General features: G+C 69.7%; 7 protein-coding genes. All 7 read left to right on the forward strand.

The annotated features are described in order from the left end of the window. The first annotated feature begins 44 nt into the window (after positions 1–44). The 7 genes from ACZ3HL_RS18025 (at position 45) to ACZ3HL_RS18055 (ending at position 6,488) form a co-directional block, all read left to right on the forward strand. On the forward strand, positions 45–344 hold the full coding sequence (locus ACZ3HL_RS18025) for a hypothetical protein (RefSeq protein ID WP_465532216.1): 300 nt from the start codon (positions 45–47) through the stop codon (positions 342–344). After that, entirely contained in the window at positions 341–1,207 is an 867-nt protein-coding gene (locus tag ACZ3HL_RS18030; RefSeq protein ID WP_465532218.1) for a hypothetical protein, read from the forward strand. Before ACZ3HL_RS18025 ends, ACZ3HL_RS18030 begins: the two co-directional genes overlap by 4 nt. Further along, complete coding sequence (locus ACZ3HL_RS18035; protein WP_465532220.1) at positions 1,204–1,602, forward strand: hypothetical protein; 399 nt, start codon at positions 1,204–1,206, stop codon at positions 1,600–1,602. Before ACZ3HL_RS18030 ends, ACZ3HL_RS18035 begins: the two co-directional genes overlap by 4 nt. A gap of 344 nt (positions 1,603–1,946) precedes the next feature. Next, positions 1,947–3,872, forward strand: coding sequence for a S53 family peptidase (locus ACZ3HL_RS18040; RefSeq protein WP_465532222.1), 1,926 nt, complete (start codon positions 1,947–1,949; stop codon positions 3,870–3,872). Positions 3,873–3,964: 92 nt separating this feature from the next. After that, positions 3,965–4,951, forward strand: coding sequence for a L,D-transpeptidase (locus tag ACZ3HL_RS18045; RefSeq protein ID WP_465532224.1), 987 nt, complete (start codon positions 3,965–3,967; stop codon positions 4,949–4,951). Positions 4,952–4,989: 38 nt separating this feature from the next. Continuing rightward, positions 4,990–5,685, forward strand: a complete 696-nt coding sequence (locus tag ACZ3HL_RS18050; protein ID WP_465532226.1) for a hypothetical protein — start codon at positions 4,990–4,992, stop codon at positions 5,683–5,685. Positions 5,686–5,873: 188 nt separating this feature from the next. Then, entirely contained in the window at positions 5,874–6,488 is a 615-nt protein-coding gene (locus ACZ3HL_RS18055) for a hypothetical protein (RefSeq protein ID WP_465532227.1), read from the forward strand. Positions 6,489–6,751 lie beyond the last annotated feature (263 nt).

Genomic DNA, 6,751 nt, shown 5'->3' on the forward strand with positions numbered 1-6,751 from the left:
TACCGATGCCGCAGGCCAGCCCGTCCGATCGAGGAGGAACCACGATGACCGACTCCACCCCGCCCGTCGCCCCGCTTCTCGTTCTCGTCCGGGACGACGACTCGGGCTGGGCGCACGTCGCCCGCCAGCCGCGCGACCCGCGCGCGACGCCGCAGTTCACTGGATTTCTGCACACCACCACCAAAGACGAACTCGTCGCCGCCATGCGCACGGTCGGCTACAGCGTCTTCGCCACCTACGCGATCGATCCGGGCACGACCAACTACTGGTTCGCCCCCTCCTCACCGCCGACACCACCGGGGCAGCCACAGCCCGTCGCGCTACCGTCGATGGCAGTGGCATGACCAGCCTCGCCTCCTCCGCGCCGGCCGAACCGTGGTGGGAAAGCACCCTGGATGCTCACCGACTGGTACTGCACCTGGGTGAGCGCAGCGCGACCGTGCCAGCCCAGGTCGCCGCGATGCTGCTGGAGCAGCGCCAGCCCCGGAGTGACGCCGCCGCTGACGTCCTGCGGATGGACGCCCACGTGCGAGACCTGGAGCAGCGCGCGGCCGACAGAGCAGCCGCCGACATCGCCGAATACGCGCGGCTACGACGACTGCTGGTGCAATTGGGTCGAAGTTGGTTCGCGCGCACTCGCCGCGCCGAGGTGCGAGCCGAGTCCGAGAAGGCACATGACAGCTATCTCGAAGCGTGCAGGATTCACGCGGAGACCCTTGCCATGAAGCGGGCTCTCCGAGCCTTTGTGATCGCGATGGCGCCTCAGGAGGGACTGCTCGCCGAAGCAGTGGCCGGATGGACGCGCTCCCCGGCCGTACCCGCCGGAGTAGCGGTATTCGAGGACGCCTCCTACTTTCTGGCCGACACCCGCCGGGACGCGTCACCAGACGGGCTCGCGGGCACCATCGCGGGCGAGGACTACGGCGAACTGTGGCGACGCGAGGGCGACGACCCGATCGAAAAGCCGCTCGCACGGGCGGGATGCTGGCAGGTGGGCTACATCGCACGGACCCGCGAGATCTACGCCGTCCGGCGCTGCGGCACGGAGTCCCGCGAGGTCTGGCTGCTGGGGCGGGGATTCACCGCCGCGCGAGCGCATGACCTGCTGGCTCCCCTGATGGCGCGGATGCAGGAGCCGAACTCGCTGATCCTGGTCGCGGAAGAGGTCGTCCGCGCCGCTCACCAGCGCCCCGGAGGCGGCGCATGAAACCCCGGACCAGCTTGGCCCTCGTGCTCGCCGCGACCGCGGCTTCCCTTCTCGCCTGTAGCGGCGGCACCCCCGGGCCGTCCCCGCCGCCCCTCACCGGCTGGGTGAACCCAGCCCCCACCGACCGACCCGGACCACAGATCGTCGTCGACGGCACCGCCACCTGGCGCACCGACCACGTCGGATGCGCCGAGATGGTCACCGACCACGGGCAGCAACTCCGGCTCGTCGGCCAGGTCGCGACCGACCATGAACGCGCCGTGTTCGAAGGCGCCCCAGCACAGGAACACGTCCGCATCACCGGCTACACCTTCAACCCACTAGCCAACGCGACCGTGTGCGGATCAGGAATCCCTTTCGTCGCGGAAAAGGTGGAGCCAAGCCCGATCCGATAAACAAAACCTTCATTCGACAGCTCGCGGACCTCTATACCATTCGGTCCTCGAACGCTTCACCCTGCCCAAAAATGCTCAATATAATGCGGCAAGAAAATGTTTTCGTAATTGGTTGACAGATCATTTGACGGTTGTGCAGAGTGAGTCGTGAACCGGGAAACCGCAGTTCACAGGTCAGCATCGAGACGCTGGCCGCACATCGGAACGCGAGTGGCCCACACGGGAAATAGCGCTGAACCCAACCGTCAGCACTGCGTCTATTCGACTCTTCCCATCCCGTGAATTGATGGCCAGCGCACTATTCCGGCGTGTTGCACACGCCAACCGAGTAACGGGGGCAACACATGGCAGTACGACCATCTCGCGCAGCCGGCGTGATCGCCGGATGCGCGGCACTCGCCGGGATCGCGGCCGCGACACCCGCGATCGCCACGACCGGCCAGGACGGCAACCGGGTCGCCGTCACGGGCAGCACACCGGCCTGGGCCACACCGGCCGCCAAGATCGGAGGCACCGACGGCGGCACGCAGCGTCGCATCCAGGTCGCGCTGGCCCTGCGAGATCGGGCCGGCGCCGAGCGGCTGGCGAAGGCGATCAGCACACCCGGCTCACCGCACTACCGCAAGGTCTTGACGACCGCCCAGTTCACGCACCGGTTCGCCGCGACCAACGACACCGTCAACAAGGTCCGCAGCTGGCTGCAGAAGCAGGGCGTCCGCATCACCGAGGTGTCGGCGAACCGGCACCTCATCGAGGCGGTCGCCGACACCTCAACTCTGGAAAAAGCCTTCGGCGCCAAGCTTTCCACCTACCAGCACCGCGGAAAGCACGGCAAGGTCGAGAACCTGGTCGCCCCGGAGTCAGCGATCACCCTTCCCGCCTCCCTTCGTGACGCGGTGACCGCGGTGGTCGGACTGGACGACTCCGAGAAGACCATCACTCCGCAGCGGGTGGATCGCCGCACGTCTGCGGCACAGGCACAGGCCGCGGACGGAACCGGCTGCGCGACGTACTGGGGCCAGACCGTCAACAGCGGCGTGCCCCGCAAATATCCCGATCAGTCCAACGAAATCTGCGGCTACAACACGGCACAGACTCGGGGACTGTACGGGCTGACCGCCACGCAGACCGGGGCCGGGACCAACGTTGGCATCGTCGCCGCCTACAACGGCGACCGCACCTTCGCTGACGCCAACCGCGCGGCCGCGAAGTTCGGCTCGCCGCCGCTGGCGCCCGGCCAGTACACGGTGAAGCTGCCCGACGGCGGATTCAACCCGGACCCCGCCTGCGAGCCCGACGGGTGGGCCGGTGAGCAGGCCCTCGACGTGCAGGCCGCACACACCATCGCCCCGGCCGCGAAGATCACCTACTATGCCGGGCGGGACTGCCGCGGTCTCTACACCGCGCTCAACAAGGCCGTCGCGGACAACGAAGTCGGGATCATCACCAACTCGTGGGCCTACAACGGCGACGAGACGACCGTGTCGCCCGCATCCCGGCAGCTGATGGATTCCATCGGCGTCCAGGCCGCCATCCAAGGCCAGTCGATCTTGTTCTCTTCCGGCGACGCGGGCGACCTTACCGGCGTGACCGGCGGAAAACAGTCGGCGACCTTCCCGAGCTCTCACCCGTGGGTCACCGCCGTCGGCGGCACCTCGGCCGCGATCGACGGCGCGGGCAAGAAACTCTGGGACACCGGATGGACCTCCACCGCGCTGGTCCAGTCCGGTGATCGCTATGTCCCGACCCAGGACAGGGACGGGCCGTTCGCGGGCGGTGCCGGCGGTGGCGTGTCGCAGGTGTTCGAGCGTCCGCAATACCAGGCGGGCAAGGTGTCCAGCACCCGGCGAGCGGTTCCCGACATCGCCGCCTTGGCCGATGCCTACACCGGTTTCGCCGTGGGCCACACCGTTCCCGGTCACGGCTATGTCGAATACGCCTCCGGCGGCACCAGCCTCGCCTCGCCGCTGCTGGCAGGCATGATCGCCGCCTCCGCGCAAGCCGCGGGCATCGATCGGCTCGGGTTCGTGAACCCCGCGATCTACGACCTCTCGGGAACGCCGGCGATCTCGGACGTCAAGCACCGCGACGGCGGGGTCTGGACCGATCGGCTGGGCTCCTACGGCGGAGTCACCGTTCCCCCTGGGCAGGGCAGCTACCTCGTGGACTTCGACCAGAAGCCCCAGTCACTGCAGAGCGGCCCCGGCTGGGACCCGCTGACCGGCGTCGGCACACCGGCCGCCGGTTTCCCCGCCGCGCTCAGCAAGTAGTCCCCGTTTGTGCCGTGGCGGCGCTCCGCGCAGGAACGCGTCGCCACGGCACCCCGGCCCATTCCCAGCAACCCCACCGAACGGAGGTTCCCATGGACAAGGACGGCGACCAGCCCCCGCAGCCGAGTCAGACCGGACACGAGCAGGACGCCTCGCTCGGCTCGAACACCCCACCGGGACGGCGCGGCTCGACGGAGCCGCCCTCGAGCGCACGGAACCGCCGGACCGGATTGGCCGCGATCGCGGGGCTGGCCGCCGTCGCCATCGCGCTGACAGCCGCGATCATCATCACTTCCGACGAGCCGACGGTGACGGTCACCAGCCTGCCCGGCAGCTCCGACATCCCGAGCTCGCCGGACACCGAGCAGATCGTGGTACCGCGGGAGATCAGCGCACAAAGCTTCGCCGAACTTCCCCATGCTACGACCTTCACCACCATTCCTGGTGCACCACAGGACCCCGCGCCCAGTGCGCGCGCCTCGGGCCGAATCATCCACCCCACCACCACGATCGCGGTGTACGCGCTGCCCGGCGGGCCGCCGATCGCGGCGCTTCCCGCGCAGCAGACATTCGGCGAGCTGAGGACCGAGACGAAGGTTCCCGTGATCACCGAGGAACCAGGCTGGGCGCAGGTCCTGCTTCCCAGCCGTCCCAACGGATCCACCGGCTGGGTATCCCTCGACGACCCGGCCGTCACCGTCGAGCGCAGCAAGCACCGTCTCGTCGTCGACCGCGCTCGCTTCACCCTGACACTGTTCGAGCAGGACCGTCATCTCGGGATCTGGACGGTCGGCATCGGCCGGCCGGGCGCGGCCACTCCAGCGGGCCGCACGTTCATCCTTTCATCCATTTTGGACACCAGCCCGCAGGCATTCAGTCGTGTCGTCCTGCCGCTCGGCTCGCACTCGGACACCTACTCCACTTATGGCGGCGGTCCGGGGACAACCGCCATACATTCCTGGCCCACCCCAACGGTTTTCGGGCGGGCCTCCTCTGACGGCTGCGTCCGCGTTCCCGCCGACGCACTCGACGTGATCTCCCGGACCGTGCCCTTGGGCAGCCTCGTGGAGATCACGTGACCACCCGCATTCACTTCACTCACACAAGGGGGGACCACGTGGTCCACACACTCGATCGACCCGCCACCCGCCGGGTGCTCGTGACCGCCGGCATCGGCGGCATCCTCGCCGCAGGTCTCATCGGCGTCACCGCCTCCACCACCGCATCGCCCGCCGCCGCAGCCGGATCCACCGCGTTCGGTGTCAGGGCAACCGGGAACGAGAACAAGGCCGCCAACAGCGGCTCCATCTCCGGGATGTCGTTCTCCGCGTCGGGAATCTCGACCGAGACCCGGCCCGGCTACGCCAAGGCGACCGTCGGCAACTTGACCGTCGGCGGCAAGGCACTCGGCTCGGTCACCGCGACCTGCGAACAGGGAATCACCAGGGTCAACTTCTCCGGCAGCGCCCAGAATTCGAAATTCTTCCAGGTCGTCCCCGGAAAGGGCGGCGGCCCCAGCGTCGTCGGCGTCACCGTCACCATCACCGACGTCAAGGGCACGAAGAGCCAGACCGTCGCCGCCGCCGGAGTGAGCTGTGACAAGGCAACGACCCCGCCGACCACACAGCCGCCGACCGGTAAACCGGACCCGACCGGCACCCCGGCCCCCACAGGCAAGCCCACCGGCAAACCCGGTACCCCGACGCCGCGAACTGGCAAGCCGGGAACCGGCAAGCCCGGAGCGGGCAGGGCACCGGAGAAGGACGCCACGCCGGTCCCGCCGCGACCGGGCCACCACGCGGTGACCGGCTGATACCCGCCGGGGCAGCGCCCGCCAGCGCTGCCCCGGCGCCTCTCCCGTTCCCGCGGACAGGCTCGTTCACCTCGCAGCGCGCCGACCGTCCGGAACGGACAACAACCGAGGGGAAGCACCAGGTTTTCCCTCTATCCCAACAGGAAATGAACTACGACGCGGCTTTCGCCGCATCTTGGAGGAGAAACGTGAACTCGACGACCACCACAACCGGCCGCGGGCGGATCGCGCTGACCGCGCTCGCGCTCGGCGCACTCGTCGTGGGCGGGGCCGCCGTGACCACGAGCACCGCCAGCGCCGCACCCACTGGGGTCATCAGCATCGACGGCAACTGGGATCCGGGCTCCGCGCAGGCCAGACTGAAGCTCGCCCCGGACGCGGACGTCGGCCCCGTCCCCGGTGGCCTCGCAGGAATCGACGTACCCGCGATCGCGCCGGACGGGACCGAGATCCGCGGCCTGCAGTCCGACCCGTGGTCGGGCATGGCGCACCGCCGCGGCGACAACCAGGCCATGCGGTCCGCGGGCGGAGTTCAGGCGCAGGGCGGCTCCTACGTCGACATCACCGCCAACGGTGCCCGGCTGCGCGCATCGGTCCCGAGCGGCCGAGTCCTTGCCCTGGGCTACCGCAACTCGACCGCCTACGTCGGCTGCAAGATCCCGCACGGCGGCTACACCTGGGGCTGGATGAGCCTTTACACCTCGGGCGGATGGCGCAGCGGCTGGATGCGCAGCGATCTGTGGGAAGTCCGCCAGTCCACCGGGCCGGGTGGTGGTGGCACCGGGTACGTCCCGTGGTGCTGATCAAACCCCACCGATAGCCCAGTCCCAGCCACAGGGTCAGCCACCGCACCGCACTGGGAAGGGGCAGTGGGGGGGGGGGGGGGGGGGGGGGGGCCCCCCCGCCCCCCCCCCCCCCCCCCCCCCCCCCCCCCCCCCCCCCCCCCCCCCCCCCCCCGCCCCCCCCCCCCGCCCCCCCCGCCCCCCCCCCCCGCCCCCCGCCCCCCCCCCCCGGCCCCCCACACGCCACCCCCCCCCGGGCACCGACCCCCCCCGAGCCCGAGTCC

The organism is Amycolatopsis sp. NPDC000009 (genome assembly GCF_055563465.1).

What these genes read in the sequence shown, in the direction of transcription:
- ACZ3HL_RS18035 (WP_465532220.1), top strand. Translation starts at nt 1,204, where the DNA reads ATGAAACCCCGGACCAGCTTGGCCCTCGTGCTCGCCGCGACCGCGGCT.
- ACZ3HL_RS18025 (WP_465532216.1), top strand. Translation starts at nt 45, where the DNA reads ATGACCGACTCCACCCCGCCCGTCGCCCCGCTTCTCGTTCTCGTCCGG.
- ACZ3HL_RS18040 (WP_465532222.1), top strand. Translation starts at nt 1,947, where the DNA reads ATGGCAGTACGACCATCTCGCGCAGCCGGCGTGATCGCCGGATGCGCG.
- ACZ3HL_RS18030 (WP_465532218.1), top strand. Translation starts at nt 341, where the DNA reads ATGACCAGCCTCGCCTCCTCCGCGCCGGCCGAACCGTGGTGGGAAAGC.
- ACZ3HL_RS18045 (WP_465532224.1), top strand. Translation starts at nt 3,965, where the DNA reads ATGGACAAGGACGGCGACCAGCCCCCGCAGCCGAGTCAGACCGGACAC.